18 protein-coding genes are annotated in these 17,570 nt (G+C 43.6%); 9 read left to right on the plus strand and 9 right to left on the minus strand.

What is annotated here, in order from left to right; translation table 11 throughout:
• The first annotated feature begins 41 nt into the window (after positions 1–41).
• Positions 42–239 (plus strand): hypothetical protein, encoded by a 198-nt coding sequence (locus ACO067_RS12540; protein ID WP_421874639.1) that lies wholly within the window; start codon positions 42–44, stop codon positions 237–239.
• Here ACO067_RS12540 and ACO067_RS12545 read toward each other — a convergent pair.
• The 4 genes from ACO067_RS12545 to rimO all read right to left on the minus strand — a co-directional run bounded on the left by ACO067_RS12545 (position 236) and on the right by rimO (position 4,853).
• Positions 236–1,222 carry a YpdA family putative bacillithiol disulfide reductase gene (locus ACO067_RS12545; RefSeq protein WP_421874642.1) on the minus strand — a complete coding sequence of 329 codons (987 nt, stop codon included), beginning with the start codon at positions 1,220–1,222 and terminating at the stop codon, positions 236–238. The two genes, ACO067_RS12540 and ACO067_RS12545, sit on opposite strands and share 4 nt — an antisense overlap.
• Positions 1,223–1,371: 149 nt before the next feature.
• Positions 1,372–1,947 (minus strand): 5-formyltetrahydrofolate cyclo-ligase, encoded by a 576-nt coding sequence (locus ACO067_RS12550; RefSeq protein ID WP_421874645.1) that lies wholly within the window; start codon positions 1,945–1,947, stop codon positions 1,372–1,374.
• Positions 1,948–3,507, minus strand: a complete 1,560-nt coding sequence (gene bshC / locus ACO067_RS12555) for a bacillithiol biosynthesis cysteine-adding enzyme BshC (protein ID WP_421874648.1) — start codon at positions 3,505–3,507, stop codon at positions 1,948–1,950. It lies immediately after the preceding gene.
• A 32-nt stretch (positions 3,508–3,539) separates the two neighbouring features.
• The gene (rimO, locus tag ACO067_RS12560) at positions 3,540–4,853 is read right to left on the minus strand and encodes a 30S ribosomal protein S12 methylthiotransferase RimO (protein ID WP_421874650.1); all 1,314 of its coding nucleotides are present in this window, start codon (positions 4,851–4,853) and stop codon (positions 3,540–3,542) included.
• A 199-nt stretch (positions 4,854–5,052) separates the two neighbouring features.
• Here rimO and ACO067_RS12565 point away from each other — a divergent pair, with 199 nt between their 5' ends.
• Positions 5,053–5,520, plus strand: coding sequence for a hypothetical protein (locus ACO067_RS12565; RefSeq protein WP_421874652.1), 468 nt, complete (start codon positions 5,053–5,055; stop codon positions 5,518–5,520).
• The gene (locus tag ACO067_RS12570; RefSeq protein ID WP_421874655.1) at positions 5,520–6,305 is read left to right on the plus strand and encodes a DUF6048 family protein; all 786 of its coding nucleotides are present in this window, start codon (positions 5,520–5,522) and stop codon (positions 6,303–6,305) included. The genes ACO067_RS12565 and ACO067_RS12570 overlap by 1 nt, the downstream gene beginning before the upstream one ends.
• Here ACO067_RS12570 and ACO067_RS12575 read toward each other — a convergent pair.
• Both ACO067_RS12575 and recF read right to left on the minus strand, forming a co-directional pair.
• Positions 6,298–6,582, minus strand: a complete 285-nt coding sequence (locus tag ACO067_RS12575; RefSeq protein ID WP_421874658.1) for a DUF721 domain-containing protein — start codon at positions 6,580–6,582, stop codon at positions 6,298–6,300. The genes ACO067_RS12570 and ACO067_RS12575 overlap by 8 nt on opposite strands.
• The gene (gene recF / locus ACO067_RS12580) at positions 6,579–7,676 is read right to left on the minus strand and encodes a DNA replication/repair protein RecF (protein ID WP_421874660.1); all 1,098 of its coding nucleotides are present in this window, start codon (positions 7,674–7,676) and stop codon (positions 6,579–6,581) included. The genes ACO067_RS12575 and recF overlap by 4 nt, the downstream gene beginning before the upstream one ends.
• Positions 7,677–7,771: 95 nt before the next feature.
• Here recF and pdhA point away from each other — a divergent pair, with 95 nt between their 5' ends.
• The 4 genes from pdhA (at position 7,772) to ACO067_RS12600 (ending at position 11,453) form a co-directional block, all read left to right on the plus strand.
• A complete protein-coding gene (gene pdhA, locus ACO067_RS12585) occupies positions 7,772–8,785 on the plus strand; it encodes a pyruvate dehydrogenase (acetyl-transferring) E1 component subunit alpha (protein WP_421874663.1) in 1,014 nt (337 codons plus the stop codon).
• 44 nt (positions 8,786–8,829) lie between these two features.
• On the plus strand, positions 8,830–9,531 hold the full coding sequence (locus ACO067_RS12590) for a tetratricopeptide repeat protein (RefSeq protein ID WP_421874666.1): 702 nt from the start codon (positions 8,830–8,832) through the stop codon (positions 9,529–9,531).
• Between the two features lie 68 nt (positions 9,532–9,599).
• Complete coding sequence (ribH, locus tag ACO067_RS12595) at positions 9,600–10,082, plus strand: 6,7-dimethyl-8-ribityllumazine synthase (RefSeq protein ID WP_421874668.1); 483 nt, start codon at positions 9,600–9,602, stop codon at positions 10,080–10,082.
• Positions 10,083–10,136: 54 nt separating this feature from the next.
• The gene (locus ACO067_RS12600) at positions 10,137–11,453 is read left to right on the plus strand and encodes an aspartate kinase (RefSeq protein ID WP_421874670.1); all 1,317 of its coding nucleotides are present in this window, start codon (positions 10,137–10,139) and stop codon (positions 11,451–11,453) included.
• Positions 11,454–11,620: 167 nt separating this feature from the next.
• Here ACO067_RS12600 and ACO067_RS12605 read toward each other — a convergent pair whose 3' ends face one another.
• The 3 genes from ACO067_RS12605 to ACO067_RS12615 all read right to left on the minus strand — a co-directional run bounded on the left by ACO067_RS12605 (position 11,621) and on the right by ACO067_RS12615 (position 15,517).
• Positions 11,621–13,117, minus strand: coding sequence for a sodium:proton antiporter (locus tag ACO067_RS12605; RefSeq protein WP_421874672.1), 1,497 nt, complete (start codon positions 13,115–13,117; stop codon positions 11,621–11,623).
• A 64-nt stretch (positions 13,118–13,181) separates the two neighbouring features.
• Positions 13,182–14,414, minus strand: coding sequence for a Glu/Leu/Phe/Val dehydrogenase dimerization domain-containing protein (locus tag ACO067_RS12610; protein WP_421874674.1), 1,233 nt, complete (start codon positions 14,412–14,414; stop codon positions 13,182–13,184).
• A gap of 65 nt (positions 14,415–14,479) precedes the next feature.
• Positions 14,480–15,517, minus strand: coding sequence for an anhydro-N-acetylmuramic acid kinase (locus ACO067_RS12615; RefSeq protein WP_421874676.1), 1,038 nt, complete (start codon positions 15,515–15,517; stop codon positions 14,480–14,482).
• A 12-nt stretch (positions 15,518–15,529) separates the two neighbouring features.
• Here ACO067_RS12615 and ACO067_RS12620 point away from each other — a divergent pair, with 12 nt between their 5' ends.
• Positions 15,530–16,312, plus strand: coding sequence for a type III pantothenate kinase (locus ACO067_RS12620; protein ID WP_421874678.1), 783 nt, complete (start codon positions 15,530–15,532; stop codon positions 16,310–16,312).
• Positions 16,309–17,562, plus strand: a complete 1,254-nt coding sequence (locus tag ACO067_RS12625; protein ID WP_421874680.1) for a hypothetical protein — start codon at positions 16,309–16,311, stop codon at positions 17,560–17,562. The genes ACO067_RS12620 and ACO067_RS12625 overlap by 4 nt, the downstream gene beginning before the upstream one ends.
• Positions 17,563–17,570 lie beyond the last annotated feature (8 nt).

Consider the following 17,570-nt stretch of genomic DNA (forward strand, 5'->3'; position numbering starts at 1 on the left):
GGGTTCGTTATACATTCATACAACACAAAAACACTTAAGACATGATTTACCTTTGGCACAACAGCAACACCGGGATTTACGAAATGGGGAATGAGCAGAATATGAAAATTGAGCTAGCAATGCATCAGGTGACTATCGTTCATGAGTTTGAAGCAGATGAACAGCGATTTGCCGAGAAGATTTTGACCAACTTAAACAGGGCTGCGGGAGAAAAGAGGTATTCGCTGGCAGTGGCTTAAGCCTCAACCCCAGCCCATTTTTTCTTCAAGTCCTCCACGATCATCTCCGCATGTACCCTGGAGTTTTCAATGAACCAGATATTGGTTTTCAACCCTCCGCAGATCACACCGGCGAGATAAACGTTTTCCACATTGGTTTCCATGGTTTCATCATCGTAATGTGGAGTCATAAATTCATCTGATCCGATTTCTACACCTACTTTCTTCAAGAAACTAAAGTCTGGCTGATATCCAGTCATGGCTAATACAAAATCATTCTTCAGAGTCTTAGGGCCTTCTGGAGTGATGATTTCTACTGATCGTTCTTTGATCTCCGAAATGCTCGACTGGAAGTATGCCTTGATCGATCCTTCTTTGATGCGGTTGTCAATATCTGGTCGCACCCAGTATTTGACTCTTGGATTGATCTCTTCTTCGCGGATGACCATGGTTACAGACTTGGCTCCTTTGCGCCATGTTTCCAATGCCACATCCACTGATGAGTTGGCAGCACCTACCACGATCACATCCATGTCATAATAGGGGTGCGGCTCGTCGTAATAGTGTTTCACTTTTGGCAGCTCTTCTCCCGGCACGTTTAGTAAGAATGGCAAATCGTAAAAACCAGTGGCAATCACAATGGCCTTTGCCAGGAACTCTCCCTTTGAAGTGGTGACTTTATATAAATCATCGATTTTGTCGATCGCACTCACAGACTCATATAGCCTTGTATTGAGCTTCCAGGAGGAAGCGACGCGTCTAAAATACTCCAGTGCTTCGGCCCTTGTGGGTTTAGGATTATGTGAAATGAACGGTACTTCCCCAACTTCCAGTTTATCCGAAGTACTGAAGAAGGTCATGTTCTTCGGGTAATTGTACAGCGAGTTGACCAGGCATCCTTTGTCAACAATGACATGACTCATACCAGCCTTTGTTGCCTCTATTCCACATGCGAGCCCTATAGGTCCGGCTCCAATGATCAAGATATCTGTTGGTTTAGTCATTACTAATTCTCCGTTTATTTATTCTTCTAAAGATTGAATTGAGGGATGATTTATGTTTTGACCACCCCTTCGCCACTCCTTATTTAGGAGGGGTTGGGTCCTTTAATTCTTGTTTGTTATTAACCTGCTCATAACCCATACCCGACCATTCATTTACACTTCACAGTTTCAAACGGGGTAATTACAAAATCAAGGCTAATGTCGTGGGGCTCAGCAAAACTAAAGTGATCAAACAAAGGTCCCAAAGTAACCCCAACTTTCAACAAGCCTGGTGCCATTTCTGTTAGTAAGCGATCATAATAGCCTTTACCATAGCCTACTCTATTGCCGGATTTATCGGCAGCCAATAGTGGAATGATGACCATATCGACCTTGCTCATCTCAGCTACTATACCATTAGTGGGGGTGGGTATGCCAAAAGCATCATTTTCAAAAATCAGCTCTGGAGAATACATGAAGTGAGACATGGTCTGTTTCTTAAAATCGGTAGCTGAGACAACCACTTCCACCTTTGCCTGAATAAGCTGTTCAATCAAAGGCCAGGTATTGACCTCTTTGTTACGGGTGATAGGTAGAAAACAATGAGCTAGTTTCACCTTTTGTTCTAAGCACCAATTGAGGCTTTGCTTTATCAAAAGTGCATTGCGCTCTTCGAATACACGATCAGACAGCAAGCGTCGGTTAAAAAGAACTCCTTTTCTTATTTTAGATTTAGCATCAGACATTTAGGCATCATGCAGTACATGGAAGCGGAAATCAAACGCGTCGAATTTCTCAAGTAGCTCCTGGATAAATTCAGGATGATTCAGATAGAAATTTAAGAAATTATCATGTCGCTCCTGCAAGCCTCCATTTGGAAAAAGCTTATCCTTGATGTTGTCTATCTGAGACATGGCCGTTTCGTTGTTGTTTTCCTCGGCTTTTTTCAGTCGCTTGGAGATGTTGTCCAGAGATTTGAAGCCTTTAGCACCCTCTGCTCCAATGAACCCAGTGAGTGAGCCATCAATAGTTTCGGCCTTGCTCTTTATTTTTTCAAATACTTTGGCCAATTCAGCACGCTCTTCCTCCAGGCCAAATCCATTCTCACCGTGCTTTTTGAGGTATTCTTCTTTGAGTACATGTGCGGATTTGAAAATATCCTTGCTCGTCAGGTTGAGCTTCTCCACTTTTTTCTCATTGGCCTTGTTCACGATCATGCTGAAAACTCGAGGTAGCAACGCCGGGAAAAAGGTCTTGTAATGATCGAAAACCCCTTTGAGCTGCAGCCAATAGGCCACCTCAGCAGGTCCACCGCAGTAAGCGAGGTTCGGCAAGATCGTTTCCTGATAGAGTGGTCGCATGATCACATTGGGGCTGAAACATTCTGGATTGGTCTTAATCAATGCCTCCATTTCGGCAGCTGAAAAGACTTTGTCCGTATTCAATACTTTGAATTGGTCGCCTTCTTTCACGATCCGTTCGCGAAGACCTTTTTCCATGTAGAAAAAATTAATCTCCCGGCTGAAGGCCTGATTCTTGTACCCTGCGGCATCCAACTCCTGAGATTTTTGTTCTACCAGGCCATTAGAGGTATTCTCAAATATCTCTCGCTCAATAACCGAACTAAAGAGTCGCTTGAGTTTGGGGTTGTCTGCATCAAGGACGACCAATCCCTGATCACCGAATAGTTCATTGACATAATACCGTACTGCGTCCGCGAGCGTATCGTGATCCAAATAGGCTTGTTCAAAAAGCGGAACTTCTTCAGGCAGCTGATCGATCACACTGTTCAGTGAATGAGGTTTCATGCGCCCCACTGGACCTTTCTGATCCGTTTCCCACTTATAGTCTTTACCAAAAAGGTGGAAGTGACTTATTTCCTCCAGGTCGTGATCTTCGCTGGCCATCCAGTAGACCGGCACAAAATGGTAATCTGGATATTTAGCTTTCAATGCTTTGCAGGCATTGATCACTGTCACGATTTTGTAGATAAAGTAGAGCGGACCGGTGAAAATATTGAGTTGATGCCCGGTTGTTACCGTAAACGTTTTGTCATTTCCCAGGCTATGAATGTTGAAATCGACCGCTTCGTGGTTGTCCAAGGCACCGTATTGCCTGTTTAAGACATGCACCAGTATGGCGCGGTGGTCATCAGATAACCTTCGGGTTTTGATCAGCTCATCAAAATTCTCAATACTCGGAAAAGCATTGTAGAATGGTTTAAGAGCGTCTTGTTGATTGATATAGTCTAGAAAAATCGGAGCAAAACACTCCGTTTCATCAAAATTTACCGTTTCTAATTTCATCAGCTTTTGTCCTGATCGTTGGCTATTAAAGGTTATTCTACTGGTGTACCATAGAGATCAAAAGCACTGGCACTGTCTATCTTAATATTGGCAAAGTCACCGATCCTCAAGTAGTGTTTGTTGGCGTCAATGAGTACTTCATTGTCTACTTCAGGAGAGTCGTGTTCTGTTCTGCCTATAAACTGCCCAGCTTCTTTTCTATCTATTAAAACCTTAAAAGTCTTACCCACTTTTTGGTTATTGATCTCTTCGGAAATATTTTCTTGTATCTCCATAACGCGTTCGGCCCGCTGAAGTTTGATTTCTTCCGGCACATTGTCTTCCATGGTGAATGCGTGGGTATTGTCTTCGTGTGAGTAAGGAAAAATACCAAGTCGCTCAAATCGTGATTTCTCTACGAAATCAAGCATATCCTCAAATTCTTTCTCTGTTTCACCAGGATGACCAGCTATCAATGTGGTGCGGATAGCAATCCCGGGTACTTTTTCGCGAATGGTATTGAGCAGGCGTTCGGTTTTCTCACGAGTAGTTCCCCGTCTCATGATTTTGAGCATCTCTGTACTTCCATGCTGAAGCGGGATATCCAGATAGTTGCAGATATTGCTACGCCTGGCCATCACGTCCAGGATATCTTCTGGAAACCCTGTGGGAAATGCATAATGAAGACGAATCCATTCCAGTCCGTCTACATCAGCTAATCGGTCCAATAGCTCAGCAAGATTTCTTTTTTTATAGATATCCAGCCCATAATAGGTAGAGTCTTGCGCGATCAATAATATTTCCTTCGTGCCATTTCTAACCAGGGATTGGGCTTCCTTCACTACTTGCTCAATTGGTTTGGATACGTGCTTGCCCCGCATGATTGGTATGGCGCAAAAGCTACATGGCCTATCACACCCTTCAGAAATTTTGAGATAGGCATAGTGCTGATCCGTGGTTACGATTCGCTCACCCAGTAGCTCATGCTTGTAATCTGCCTTGAATTTTTTTAGAAGTAATGGGAGTTCCATAGTGCCAAACCAGGAGTCTACCTGCGGAATCTCTTTTTCCAGATCTTCACGATAGCGCTGCGATAAACATCCGGTCACATATACTTTTTCTACAATACCCTCTTCTTTAGCATCCACATACCTCAGAATGGTATCAATGGATTCTTGCTTGGCATTGTCAATAAACCCACATGTGTTAATAATCACAATATTGGAATCATCCTTCATCGACTCATGTGACGCATCTATGTTGTTTCCTTTGAGCTGAGTGAGCATTACCTCAGAATCCACCAGGTTTTTGGAGCAGCCCAGTGTCACAATGTTCACCTTATCTTTTTTGATCTTTTTCGTCTTCACTTCACGTCCTTTAGAATATTCAACCGGCAATTAAGCCCCTACTTGTATTTTGGCAAACCACTGAAAGTAAATAAGTTACGCCAAATCCTTTCTTGAATTATTTCAACTTAGTTGATAATCTGCAAAGCTAATACAAATTGAGCCCGATAATAAGTTCAATAGTTATCGGTTATTATAACTTTACGGCCATTCTGAAAATATGCGAAAAGGGTTTTTCATTATTGTGGGTGTGTGGTTGGCAATAAGCTGCCAGGAGATCAAGGATTGTGAGCTGGAGAGTAGCAGAGAATTTGCCATCGTACGGTTTTATCGTGCAGACACCTCTGTACAAGTTACCAAGGAGGTTGCTTTTTCCCTGGTTACGGATCCTCAGAGTGAATATTATATTTCCAGCACGGCAGATACCATCGACGATGACACGGTGAGAGTAATGGGATTGTGGTTAAATCCTCAGGGTACAGAGGTGAACTATGTGATGACCACAGATTCAATCGACTATGAGTTGAAAATCCTTTATACTCCGCATTTGAGAATTTACTATGACGAATGTGATCCAGTATATAGTTTCAAGCTGGATTCGGTGTACAGTCCCAATTTTGATTCGGTGGCTATCGCCAATCGTGTATTGGATCTCGCGGTACCAACCAACGTGGAGGTTTATTTCTGATGAGAAGGTTAAAAGAAACCATATTGATCTTTTGCTTACTCCTATGGGTGTATGACTTGAGTGCACAGGGTTTACAAGGGAGAGTCAATCAGATACAGGGAGCAACCGGCAGTAAGTCTTCCAATCAGCCACGATCCATTTCCGAATTGCGAAAGAATAGGGTGAAAATCCCCAGAGATTGGAAGCCATCCATGCTCAAGATCAACTATGACATGGTACCAGCATTTTCCTCTGTATTTGGAGCTGAACGGACTGGGCAGGCATTCCAGGCAAGTATTGATTTTGACCAATTCTTTTTCACCGCTGAGTATGGGCAGGAATCCACAAGAAGAGGTGAAACATTTGATTACCGAAGTGATGGTACTTATTTCAGTTTTGGTCCGGAGGTCAATTTCTTAAGACTCAACACCGAAGGGCATGGAATCATCTTTGGCCTGCGCTATGGACATGCGGAGTTTAGTGATCAGCTCTCTTTTACCAGAGACTCTACTTATTTTGGAGGACCTGACCCTCAATTGATCTCCAATGGGAACCCCAACCTCAAAGCCAACTGGATGGAGATGACACTGGGTTTAAGTGCTAAAGTCTGGAAAAATCTATATATGGGCTATACCGTGCGGTACAAGGTGCTCAGACATGTGAAAGGAATCGGAGATATGGCGCCTTATGATGTGACAGGTTTTGGATTGTACGAAGACAATACAGGCGTTCGGTTCAACTATTACGTTGGCTGGGCTATCCAGTTTAGAGAGAAATACGAAGAGCTTCCTCCAGAGGCTAAATGAACCTTATCTCATGAAACAGATCGCCAAAATCTTTATCCAGTAGTTCTTTCACCTTCTCCTTATTATTATTTAGCTCTTGCTTGAGTGGAGCCGAGGTGAGCTTCACAAACAGGATTTTATTGGAAATGTACAGGTTGCTGGTTCTTGAGGCAATCGGTTTTCCAACCAGCTCGCCCCATGATTCAGCTAGTAGCTTTTCCCGATAGCGGCTATCAAGTTTCTCGTTAACAAGAAACTTCCTAAACGCATTGGTAAATGAATTGGATTCTTCACTCATCTTAATTCTCCATCTTCAATTTCAAAAAAGCTCACTTGATCTTTTCCCTCAAAAAAGGCGCGCGACCGCTCTGCACGGGCATCAGTGATAAATATTTGACTAAATCTGGTTGAGTCAGTTAGCAAATTTACCAGACTTTCGATCCGTTCATCATCCAGCTTGTCAAAAATATCATCCAAAAGGAGGAGAGGATTGAAGCCCTTCAGTGATTTGAGGTAATCGTACTCGGCTAGCTTCAGAGCCAGGATGAATGATTTTTGTTGACCCTGGGATCCAAACTTTTTGATAGGACGTTCATTCAGTTTGAAAATATAGTCATCCTTATGCGCTCCCAATGTGGTGCGCTCCAGTATGATGTCCTTTTCGAGCGCCTCTTTGAACTGGCTTTCAAAATCCTCTTTCTGCACACTCGATCGAAAGCTAATCACCGGAAGCTCATTTCCTTGAAAGATCTGCTGATAATTCTCAGCAAAGTAGGGTTCGAAAGCTGCTATGAACTCATTCCGTTTTTCAGAAACAGTTCGGAAAAGTGGGACCAATGATTCGTCATAAACCGCTAGCAAGTTCTTATTAATATTTCTTCTACCCTGATTCTGCTTCAGAAAACTATTTCGTTGCTTGAGCAGACGCTGCATGGCCATCAGATCTTCCAGGTAATGTCTGTCATGCTGAGAGATCACACTGTCAAAGAATTTGCGCCGAACTTCACTACCTTCTTTGATGATCTCCGTATCATCAGGGGTGATTAGTACCGATGGGATCATGCCAATATGATCACTGAGTTTGTCCACCTCTTTGCCGTCAACCTTCACAATTTTCTTTTTGCCCTGCTCGAAATAACAGTTTACGGAATGCTCTTTCTTATTAATCTCCAATTTGCTATTGATAGCGAAAAAAGGCTGGTCGTAGCTGATGTTTTGCTGATCCACTGAGTTGAGTGCACTTCTCGTCATGGACAGGTAATGTAAGGCATCCAGTAAGTTGGTTTTACCCATGCCATTTTTACCTACTACACAGTTGATTCCGGCCGAAAAGGCGATGTTCAGCGCCTCATAGTTTTTAAAATGTGTGAGTTTCAGACTTAAGAGCTTCATAGATTTTGCTGCACGGCCTTTTTCGGTTAATTTCGCAAGGCTTGAAGAATACTGAAGGCGCAAAACTAAACATTAGATAGTAAGCTTATTTGCACATGGCAGCCAAATCAAAGACAAAAAAGGAAGAATTCAGCAAAGAGCAGTACATGGACTGGTTTGAGTCTATGTTGTTCATGAGAAGATTTGAGGAGAAAGCTGGTCAGCTATACGGTCAGCAGAAAATCCGTGGATTCTGTCATTTATATATAGGACAAGAGGCATGTGTCTCTGGTGCGGTATCAGCATTGAAAAAAGGGGACAAATACATTACAGCATATCGAGATCATGCACACCCGATTGCATTGGGTAGTGACCCGAAAGCCATCATGGCTGAGCTTTTCGGAAAGGTAACTGGTATCTCCAAAGGAAAAGGAGGCTCCATGCACATGTTTGACAAAGAGAATGGTTTCTTTGGAGGTCATGGGATCGTTGGTGGACAAATTCCGCTAGGAGCTGGAATTGGCTTTGCTGAAAAGTACAGTGGCACTGACAACCTGTGTGTATGCTACATGGGAGATGGTGCAGTGCGTCAGGGAGCATTTCATGAAGCGCTAAACCTGGCTATGACCATGAAACTTCCAGTGATTTTCTGTATTGAAAACAATGGATATGCGATGGGTACTTCTGTAAAGAGAACGTCAAATGTGACGGATCTTTACGTACTGGGTGAAGCATATGAGATGCCATCGGCGCCAGTTGATGCCATGTCAGTAGAGGCAGTACACCATGCAGTAGCTGAAGCCGCAGAAAGAGCGAGAAAAGGTGACGGACCTACATTGCTGGAGTTTAGAACCTATAGATACAAAGGACACTCTATGTCCGACCCTGCTAAGTACAGGACCAAGGAAGAGCTGGAGGAGTACAAGCAAAAAGATCCAATTGAGCAGGTTCGTGCTGTCATCTTAAAGAAAAAGTGGGCAACTGAGGATGAGCTTAAGGATTTGGATAAAAAATTAAAAGCTCAGGTACAGGAATGTGTAGATTTTGCAGAAGAATCTGACTGGCCTCCTGCATCTGACGCATACACAGACGTTTACGAAGAAGAAAATTATCCGTTCGTTACGGATTAATGCAAAAAGTATATCTTTGCGTCCTTAAAATTTTGATTTGAGAAATGGCTAACACAAAAACCAAGAAGGAAGAGGGGATCGACATACTCGAGGATCCAGATGTGCTTGCTGGCAGAGCTGAGGAGTTTTTCAACAATAAGAAGAACAAAAACCTCGTGTTTGGGATCGGAGGAGTAATCGCCGTGGCAATTTTGGCGTTCCTTGGATACAAATACTACATCACTGGGCAAAATGCAGAAGCACAGCAGGAGATGTTTCAGGCTGTATTCTACTTTGAAGCAGATAGCCTGGGTAAAGCATTGAATGGTGATGGAATCAACTATGGTTTTCTGGACATTATAGACAACTATGGTGGTACGGATGCTGCAAACCTTTCTAATTTTTACGTGGGAGCTACTTACCTGAAGCTTGGTAATCCTGACAATGCCATCAACTATCTGGAGTCTTTCAGTAGTGATGATTATCTGGTTCAAGCTAGAGCTTATGCTTTGATCGGTGACGCCCAGATGGAACTAGAAGATTATGCTGCAGCGGCATCTGCATATGATCAGGCTGCTAGTCATAAACCTAATAAGGAATACACACCTATCTATTTGCAAAAATTAGCTATTGCTCGGGAAAACCTGGGCAACTATGGAGAGGCTGCAAAGGCGTACGCTCAGATTGTAGAGGAGTATCCAAACGCTGCTTTGGTACAAGAAGCAAAGAAACACAAGGCCAGGCTACAAGGACTGGCTGCCGAATAATATTTAGAATTTTCAATAAAGAAATCTAAAGGGGTGAGCCAGTAAAGGATCATCCCTTTTTTTATTTTATGGCAACATCACTAAAAAGTCTAAGCGACAATAAGGTTTCCGGGATCAAGGACATTTCGGGTTACAAATTTGGAATCGTGGTATCTGAGTGGAACGAAGAGGTGACCGAAGCGCTCTATTCTGGAGCATTGGGTACTTTGATAGGTCTGGGTGCGGTGCGTGAAAATGTGGTGCGAATGGATGTGCCCGGTAGCTTTGAGCTTAGTCTTGGTGCACAGTGGATGGCCCAGAGAGAAGATATCGACGCGGTGATCACGCTGGGTTGTGTGATTCAAGGTGAGACACGTCATTTTGATTTTATCTGTCAGGCATGTGCTCAGGGTGTTACTGATGTGGGCTTGAAATATGACAAACCGGTTATTTTCGGTGTGCTCACCACAGATAATCAAAAACAGGCGATGGATCGTGCTGGTGGAAAACACGGCAATAAAGGTGACGAAGCAGCTGCTACGGCAGTGAAAATGCTCTTAGCCAGAGCTTAGTTGATCAACAACATTACCCCCACAATTGTCAAATCATAAATCTCAAAAGATACCATGAAGGTTTTAAAATTTGGAGGCACCTCGGTTGGTTCCCCAGAGCGAATGATGCAAGTAGCTGACATCATTGCAGGAGTGCAGGGTAAGAAAATAGTAGTTCTCTCAGCAGTGTCAGGAACTACAAATACGCTTGTTAGTATTTCCGACTACAGTGCGAATGATCAGAAAAAGGAAGCCGAAAAAGTGGCGAAAGAGCTCCATCTGTCGTACCACCAGTTCATCAAAAGGTTGTTTAGTGATCAGCACTACATTGACGAAAACATCGCATTTGTAGATCAGAAGTTTCAAGACATTAAAAACCTCATCACTGAGGAATTTTCAGAGCAAGTGGCGAAAATGTTTGTGGCACAAGGTGAGTTGATCTCTACTCATTTGTTTACCCAATACCTCACATCTATTGGTAAGTCGGCGGTGCTGCTGCCAGCCCTGGACTTCATGACGCTCGATGACTTTGCTGAACCAGATCTCAAAACCACTCGTACCAAACTGGAGCATCAGCTTGCTGCCGTGGATCAAAATGTGATCATTACTCAAGGATATATTGCCAGAAATGCCGCCGGTGGCACCGACAATTTACGTCGTGGGGGAAGCGATTATTCTGCCACCATCATAGGAGCAGTGCTCAATGCAGAAGAAGTCCAGATCTGGACGGATATTGATGGCATGCACAATAATGATCCTAGGGTGGTACAGCCAACACACCCATTGGCTAACTTGAGTTTTGAGGAGGCCAGTGAGTTAGCGTATTTTGGAGCTAAAGTACTGCACCCGCATTGCATCATTCCCGCGCAAATGCATGAGGTTCCAGTGAGAATCAAAAACACCATGGACCCGAAGGCACATGGAACCTTAATATCAGCAGAGAAGGACACCCAATCTGCAATCAAAGCCATTGCGGCGAAGGACCACATCACTGCGATTAAAGTAAAATCCAACCGAATGGTGATGGCGTATGGTTTTCTGAAGAGGGTTTTCGAGGTGTTCGAGAAGTATCGCACTCCTATTGACATGATTACTACTTCGGAAATTGCCGTTTCACTTACCATAGACAATGACGAGCACTTGCGTCAGATCAAGCAGGAAATCGCTCAATACGCTACAGTAGAGATTGACAAGGACCAAACGATCATTTGTATAGTCGGAGACTTAATTGCGGAACGTAAAGGAGTAGGTTCTGCCATTTTTGAGGCACTGGATGATATTCCAATACGGATGATCTCCTACGGTGGTAGTAGAAATAACATTTCTCTGCTTGTTCCCCAGGAGTACAAAAAGGACTCACTGATCAAGTTGCACAAGGCACTCTTCACCTAGAGCAGGAGGCTGTCCCAAAAGGAAAATAATAGGAACATTTTGTCACATTGAGGTTCTCGAAATGTGGTCTTATGATCAATAAATAGGGTTCGAGAGTCCTGCCTACCGTCAGGCAGGCTTACCCTGACCATCTATTAACCTTTTGAATCGGCCTTTTTTTATACTATTTATAGAATTTCCCAGTAGAAAAACACCAGCCAAACCAGCACCAAAAGAGGCACCAAAAACGGGATGGAGAATCGGATGATGTATCCAAAAAAGGAAGGCATCTTGATACCGACTTGCTCAGCTATTGACTTCACCATGAAGTTGGGTCCATTACCGATGTAGGTCATGGCACCAAAGAATACCGCGGCAACCGAGATTGCTTTTAACTCGATGATGGAGTCTTTAAACATGCCAGAGGCATAACCTACCACATCACTCACACTGTTGATGCTGGCTCCATCTGCAGCCATTCCTGCAGTGAGGAAATTGACATATGTTGGCGCATTGTCCAGAAAACCAGAGAGCATCCCAGTACCCCAGTAGAGGGTGTTATGCGTGATCAACTCTACGCCGGCTGGTGATTTGGCAAAAGCTCCCACGAGCTCTAGTGCCGGCATCATGGTGCCAAATATCCCAATAAAGATAAAGGCCACTTCGCGGATCGGCTCGAAACTAAAATCATTACCATTCAATGCCTGTTTGTCGGCAAATCTATAGGAGCAATAGGCAGCTGTGAGCATGATGATTTCTCGAATGTAGGAGAACTTCTGTCCTTCGTACATGATACCAGGCACCCAATCAAATACGTTTGGATCCAGGAATACCGCGGCTACAATCACACCAAGCCAGATGAAATTTCGGGTACCTCTCAAGCCCAATTTTCCAGAAGGTTCGGCTATTTCTTCACCAAACGAATAGTCTGCCTTGTTGCTCTTATCCATAAAAAAGAACACTATCAGCAAGAGAATGATCGCAAAAGCCCAAGGAAGCAGGTTATGACTAAGCGTCCAGAAAAATGGAATTCCCTTTAGAAAGCCTAGAAACAGCGGGGGATCACCAATAGGTGTTAGCGAGCCTCCTATGTTACTTACCACGAAAATGAAGAAAATGATGTGATATGCCTTAATCCGGTTTTTATTTAAACGGATGAATGGTCTGATGAGCAGCATCGATGCTCCTGTAGTTCCGATAATGTTTGCTATAACCGCACCCAGGGCAAGAATGCCAATGTTGACACCCGGTGTGGATTTCTTGTCTACAATGATCATGATGCCCCCTGAAGCTACGAAGAGACCAGTAAGTAGCGCAATGAACTGAAAGTACTCAAAAAACGCATGTACCGGGCCGTGATGGTTGTGCAATACAAATAAATAATAGCCTACAACAATAGCGGCAAGAGCAACAGCAACTTTCGGATAGTTTTTGTGCCAGAAGTGTTCGTAAAACAAAGGTCCGGTGGCAATCATCAGGAGTAGAACCACAAAAGGGATCACGCTCCATCCTGCTGGTCCGTGGTGTTCGCCCTCTTCACTGTCGCTACTTATGGCTTCAGATTCAGAAGTGTCGTCCGCCACCAGTTCCATGTCATCGTTGGCACGATCAGATGCTAAAGCCTCATGTCCTATGTTCCCAATTAAAGAAAAGGCAATAAGAAATGTAAAAATTGTTCTATTCATCAAGGCTTTCGGGTCATCTATATCACTAAAATTATCATTTGCAGGCTGAAAAACAAGCCAGAATTTAAATTAGTTGGGAGAGCGCAATCTCAAAAGCAGTCTGTGCCAACCCAGTTTTTTCCGGGTTTTTATCGTAAACTTTTTTTAGCGCTTTTTCAATCGTTTGCGAGGTGTCACTGAAGATCTCGTCATCGGTCACCTTCCGGTCATTTTTTGGATCCATCAAATAAGCGAATGTTCTTGCCATACCACAGTTGGAGATAAAATCTGTAATGAGAGCGACTCGCTGATCCACATATTCGGCAATTGGTCCATAGAATATTTCACGGTCTTCAAACGGTACATTGGCACCACAGGCCACTACTTCCAAATCGTTGGCAATGAGCCTTTCAGCTTGTTGCTTAGATACCAATCTGGAAGCCGCCGCAGGGATAAAGATTTCTGCTCCAGTAGACCAGATTTGCTCATTGCATTGATCAAAGGGAATAGCATTATCTGCTACCAATTGATTACCATTTCGATCAAAAAACAGTTTTTTCACTCCCTCCAGGTCTAGACCACTGGTGTCAATGATACCTCCTTCCCGATCTATGATCCCTACGATCTTCACCCCATATTTAGCCAGATAAAGAGCGGCGGTAGCACCTACATTGCCCCAGCCTTGAATAATTGCACGCTTGGAAGAAAGATCGCCACCCCAGATTTCGTAGTAGTGACGTACCGATTCAGCCACACCAAACCCAGTGATCATATCTGAAACGGTATACTTGGTATCAGACGTAGGCACATAGTTCTGATCCTCCAATATCTTAGAAACACCCTGACGCAATCGGCCAATCATATGGATTTTCTGAGGCTTTGGTGGATCATAGTGTCCGTTAACTACCCCCTCTTGTGGATGCCAAAGGCCAAACCCTTCTGTGATGGGAATCACCTCGTGAATCTCATCCACGTTCAAGTCTCCACCAGTTCCATAGTAGGATTTGAGTAATGGAAATACGGCTTTGTACCAGCGTTTGAGTACGTCTTTTTTGCGAGGATCCTTCGGGTCAAAGTTGATACCTGACTTGGCACCACCTATTTGAGGTCCAGAAACAGTAAACTTGATTTCCATGGTTTTGGCGAGGGATTCCACCTCACGTCGGTCCAGGCCTTTTCGCATTCGGGTTCCACCTCCGGCAGCACCGTTTCTTAGTGAATTGATGACCGCCCAGCCTTCTGCTTCGGTTTCAGAATCAGACCATTCAAAAACAATTTCAGGGGTTTTGTCTTCAAACTTTTTTAGTAATTCTTTCATTGGGGCAATTGATGTTTGTACATGAATCGGCCGCAAATTTAATCAAATAAAGGTCTTCTGTGCGTCTAACCGACATCATGAAGGTCTCCGGATACACTATCTCGCTGAGCGCCAGTTACTGACGCGTACACATTGGGAATATTAAGTTTCCTTAACAGAGCCAGAAATCCGAAAATGAGTGCCTCCTTGTAGGCTATCAACCCAGGATCAGGAATGGTGAGCGTTTCTCCGGCAATTAACCTGGATTTGATCTGATCCACTAGGAATTGATTCAAGGCGCCACCTCCAGTTACTAGCACATTCACCTCTTCCGCTTGTCTAATGTGTATGGCATCTGCGATGAGCTGGCTCACGGTAACGGCATAGGTATGTAGAGCATCTTCAGCCCTTTGAGGGGCATGTGCCAGTACTTTTTGCGTCCACTGATTACTTAGTGATTTGGGAGGAAGCTGTTTAAAATAGTCGAGCGATCGGATATACTTCGACCATTCTCGGTGGTACTGACCAGATCGAGCCATATTTCCGCCAGAATCATATTTTTGACCTTGTAGTTGAGCAAAGTGATTGAATACCTGATTGCATGGAGCAATATCCCAGGCAGTGATGCCATCTGCACTATGAATGGATAAATTACAAATACCACCAAGGTTAAGGAAGATACTGTGCTGTGGAAACAGGTGGTGTTCTCCTGCAGGGACAAGAGGTGCCCCTTGACCACCAAGTGAAATGTCTGCCATTCTGAAATTATCCACCACCGCAATACCAGTGCTTTCACTGATAACCACTCCATTGCCTATTTGTAGAGAAATCTTTTTATCAATTGGGTCATGAAAAACAGTGTGCCCGTGAATGCCGATGAGTTCAGGACGTATCGGACAGGTCTTGAGAAATACTTTCAACACTTCCCCAATCCACGATCCATAGCTCAGATCTAGAGTTGTCAATTCCTCTGCACTAAGCTGATCAGCAGTCCTCAATTGCTCCATTAGAGTTTGTGGGAGCTCTAACGTAGTTGTATTCAATAGCTTATAGTTCCAGCCGTGATCGGAATGGTCAAACTCACACAAGCAAACATCCAGTCCATCCAGGGATGATCCCGACATGACACCTAAAACATGGTATTGATTCAAGCTATTCTTATTTTTGTCATTGCACTAAACTTCCACAAGAGCGGAAATATGCCGAATGTAGCTGTAGATATCGGAAATACGCGAATTAAATCTGCCCTTTTTGCAGAATCTGCCAAGGAGCCAACATACACCTGCAAGGGATATGAGGATCTATTGGATCATTATGGACGCAAGGAACATCAATGGATTTTCGGTTCGGTCAGCGATGATCAGCAGGTCTTAAAAGAGGTGTTTTCTGACGAGGATGTTTTGTTTCTGGACCACAATACTCCTCTTCCCATTAGGGTCAACTATGATACTCCAGAAACCCTCGGTGTTGATCGATTAGCGGCAGCAGCAGGCGCTGCCTATCAGTTTCCTGAAAGAAATGTGCTTGTCATCGATTGTGGTACCTGCATCACCTATGATATCATTGATTCGGCGGGTATTTTCCAGGGCGGAGTAATTGCTCCAGGATTGACCATGCGTATGAAAGCTATGAGTGACTACACTCGACGATTGCCAGACATAAGTGGTGAGATGTCACAAATTATGTTAAAAAATTTGGGTAAGTCTACCAGAGAATGTTTGTTAGCGGGCTCATTATCGGCTTCAGTTCACGAAATAGACGGTTTTATCTCCTCCTTTTTGAAAGAATATGACCAATTGGTCGTTATGATGACCGGTGGAGATACCAACCACTTTGAATCCAAAGTAAAAGCACCCATCTTTGCGGACTTTGATTTGGTGCTGACCGGCTTAAATAGAATTTTGATAAAGAATCAATGAAGATCATAAAACTTGGCTTACTGGGATTAACTCTTTGTTTCTCCAGCATTTTGAGTGCTCAGTCCATTAGTTCTCCGTACTCCAACTATGGAGTAGGTGAGTTTCTCTATGAAGGGCTGCCGCATAACTATGCAATGGGTCAGGTGGGTATAGGTACTCCTACTCCATGGCATATCAATTTACAGAATCCCGCCATGCTGACTTACAACACTTTCAGCACCTTCCAGGTAGGTCTTCAGACCGATTTCAGAAGATATGCTACTGAGCAGGCGAGCTCCCACACTGAATCAATCAGCCTGCGTTACCTGGCGATGAGTTATCCTATCGTGAGAAACAAATGGTCCTCAGCACTAGCCGTGCTGCCTTTGACTACTACCAAGTATAACACGTTTAGTCGAGATACGCTGGACAATGTCGCCAGGACCGTGCAGTATATTGGTGATGGCGGACTTACGCAAGTAGTATGGGCAAATGGTTTTCGACTATTTGATCAATTGAATGTGGGGGTGAAAGCTGCATACATATTCGGCAATATCAATAAAGACTCGCGTGTAGCACTTTCAGGAGAGGATCTATCTACTAACTATCTGGTGTCGTATTATGAGACTTCCAGGTACTCAGACATCAATTTCTCCTTAGGTGTTTCTTATCAGATGAAATTGAAAGAAAGAAACCTAATGACCTTCGGTGCTGTCTCTGGATTATCCAAAGCAATCGAAGGCACACAGGACATTACATTAAGACGTTTGAGTTTTGGAGGTACCATCGTTCAGCAACAGGTGATTGCTGATGGTCAGCAGACAGAATTTACCTTGCCCCAATATATTGGCGGAGGAATTTCTTATGAAAATTTAAACAAATTACGAGTTGGACTAGATTTTACTTATACCAACTGGGTAAATGCAGATGACTCAGATGCAAATGAGGTTCGAAATACGCTGTTAGTGGCAGCAGGAGCGGAGTTTATACCAGATTACCAGAGTGTAAACAGTTACCTGAGTCGTACGTCATATCGTCTTGGTTTCAACTTTAAGCAGCTACCTTATCTGGAGAATAGTACAGAAATTAATGATTTTGGTATTAATTTTGGTGCTTCTTTTCCTGTAAGTGGCTATTCCAGTATGGATGTTGCTTTCAAATATGGGTTTAGGGGCACCACAGATAATAACCTGATTAGGGAAAATTATTTTCAGGTGGTTGTAGGTGCAACGATTAACGACAGATGGTTTAGAAAAGTACTATACGATTGATTAAAAAG

The organism is Marinoscillum sp. (assembly GCF_965229915.1).
GTDB lineage: Bacteria > Bacteroidota > Bacteroidia > Cytophagales > Cyclobacteriaceae > Marinoscillum.

What these genes read in the sequence shown, in the direction of transcription:
- ACO067_RS12540 (WP_421874639.1), top strand. Translation starts at nt 42, where the DNA reads ATGATTTACCTTTGGCACAACAGCAACACCGGGATTTACGAAATGGGG.
- ACO067_RS12545 (WP_421874642.1), bottom strand. Translation starts at nt 1,222, where the DNA reads ATGACTAAACCAACAGATATCTTGATCATTGGAGCCGGACCTATAGGG.
- ACO067_RS12550 (WP_421874645.1), bottom strand. Translation starts at nt 1,947, where the DNA reads ATGTCTGATGCTAAATCTAAAATAAGAAAAGGAGTTCTTTTTAACCGA.
- bshC (WP_421874648.1), bottom strand. Translation starts at nt 3,507, where the DNA reads ATGAAATTAGAAACGGTAAATTTTGATGAAACGGAGTGTTTTGCTCCG.
- ACO067_RS12565 (WP_421874652.1), top strand. Translation starts at nt 5,053, where the DNA reads ATGCGAAAAGGGTTTTTCATTATTGTGGGTGTGTGGTTGGCAATAAGC.
- ACO067_RS12570 (WP_421874655.1), top strand. Translation starts at nt 5,520, where the DNA reads ATGAGAAGGTTAAAAGAAACCATATTGATCTTTTGCTTACTCCTATGG.
- ACO067_RS12575 (WP_421874658.1), bottom strand. Translation starts at nt 6,582, where the DNA reads ATGAGTGAAGAATCCAATTCATTTACCAATGCGTTTAGGAAGTTTCTT.
- recF (WP_421874660.1), bottom strand. Translation starts at nt 7,676, where the DNA reads ATGAAGCTCTTAAGTCTGAAACTCACACATTTTAAAAACTATGAGGCG.
- pdhA (WP_421874663.1), top strand. Translation starts at nt 7,772, where the DNA reads ATGGCAGCCAAATCAAAGACAAAAAAGGAAGAATTCAGCAAAGAGCAG.
- ACO067_RS12590 (WP_421874666.1), top strand. Translation starts at nt 8,830, where the DNA reads ATGGCTAACACAAAAACCAAGAAGGAAGAGGGGATCGACATACTCGAG.
- ribH (WP_421874668.1), top strand. Translation starts at nt 9,600, where the DNA reads ATGGCAACATCACTAAAAAGTCTAAGCGACAATAAGGTTTCCGGGATC.
- ACO067_RS12600 (WP_421874670.1), top strand. Translation starts at nt 10,137, where the DNA reads ATGAAGGTTTTAAAATTTGGAGGCACCTCGGTTGGTTCCCCAGAGCGA.
- ACO067_RS12605 (WP_421874672.1), bottom strand. Translation starts at nt 13,117, where the DNA reads ATGAATAGAACAATTTTTACATTTCTTATTGCCTTTTCTTTAATTGGG.
- ACO067_RS12610 (WP_421874674.1), bottom strand. Translation starts at nt 14,414, where the DNA reads ATGAAAGAATTACTAAAAAAGTTTGAAGACAAAACCCCTGAAATTGTT.
- ACO067_RS12615 (WP_421874676.1), bottom strand. Translation starts at nt 15,517, where the DNA reads ATGTCGGGATCATCCCTGGATGGACTGGATGTTTGCTTGTGTGAGTTT.
- ACO067_RS12620 (WP_421874678.1), top strand. Translation starts at nt 15,530, where the DNA reads ATGGTATTGATTCAAGCTATTCTTATTTTTGTCATTGCACTAAACTTC.
- ACO067_RS12625 (WP_421874680.1), top strand. Translation starts at nt 16,309, where the DNA reads ATGAAGATCATAAAACTTGGCTTACTGGGATTAACTCTTTGTTTCTCC.